This is a genomic window from Microcoleus sp. BM001215392 (assembly GCF_036700185.1).
In the GTDB taxonomy this organism is placed as follows: Bacteria; Cyanobacteriota; Cyanobacteriia; order Cyanobacteriales; family Microcoleaceae; genus Microcoleus.
Map to the genome: position 1 here is coordinate 1 of NZ_JAUBOJ010000724.1, position 1,291 is coordinate 1,291.

Here is a 1,291-nt window from a genome sequence, read left to right on the forward strand (position 1 = left end):
AAGTAGGACTTTCTATTAAGTCACCTTCGTCCTGGTTGCCAACCCAATTTTCTGCTGATAGGTTTAATACAAACATTATGGCCTCCTTCTATTTGGGGGTGCAATCGCTATTTTTTTACCGCAGATAAAGGCGGATGAAACACGGATAAACGCGGATAAAAAAAAGGCTATCGCTAGATTAAATAGTGATCCCGATAGCGTTCCTGTGCCATTTGTCGTGCTTCAAATTCATTCCATTGCTGGATAGGTTGTAAAGCTTCTACAGTTGTCAATTCCTCGGGAATTGGTGTCCCTATTATTTGATGGATTACTTCGGCTATTACCCGACAACAGCTTTGTGGCCAACAGACTACTTGCTCCTCAGCAAATCTAATGACTATCCATCCTTTTTCTAAAAAAAGTTGATGGCGCTGATTTTCTTGGACAAGGACTTCGTAATTTTTAGGCTCACCAGTTTTATCGTGATAAGGTTTATCAATTGTTATATCAATACGTAAATTTGTTAATTTATCAAAATAAGAAATTTCTATGCAGTAAGGTTGATAGGAGTGGGATTTTGGGATAATTAAATTGTTATAAACTTTATCTTTAAATAATTGCTGTAAGTTCTTATAAAATTTACTTTCAAGCCACTGACACTTTGTACTGACAATTCTACCTTCAGGAGGGACGGTTTTTATGATAATGTCTTTAATTATCTGATACCGATACTGTTTTATTTTTTCCGGTTTTTGGGATTCTGCTATCTGCCGTTTATGCTGAATTTCACGCTTTTGCCATTCTGCTAACAGACGTTGATAATCCCGCATTTCTTGCTCGTAGTTATTAAGCGTTCGTAAGTAATACATTTGTTGTTGCCAAAAGTTCAAGGCAGTTACCAAAATTTCACCTACAGAAATATAGAAAGTGATGATAATATTTCTACTGGCAATTAAACAAATAGTTGTAAAAGGAATAATTAATGGAAGAGCTTTATAAAAAAACAAAAGTACATCAATTGGTTGGGGCTTATAAGTTGGAGGTAAAGGTTTTGGTTCACTAAATTTCCATGTGAAGGGAACTGCATCAAGAGCTTGAATAACAGGGTCGGGTAAAAGGATGATAGGATATTGATTCATGTTTTTTAGTGGTTATATTATTAAATTATAATACTCAACTATTTTCACGATAGATTCCGATCTGCAAAGGCAAACGATGTTATAACAAGGTGGGCAAAAGCCCACCTCACCAAATTATCCCATCATCTCGCCAAAAAAGTCGATCGTCTCTTTGAGTGCTTTTACAAACACAT

General features: G+C 35.7%; 1 protein-coding gene. It reads right to left on the reverse strand.

All coding sequences use genetic code 11. The features are described 5' to 3' along the window. Positions 1-173: 173 nt before the first annotated feature. A complete protein-coding gene (locus QT974_RS34455) occupies positions 174-1,118 on the reverse strand; it encodes a hypothetical protein (protein WP_333472833.1) in 945 nt (314 codons plus the stop codon). Positions 1,119-1,291 lie beyond the last annotated feature (173 nt).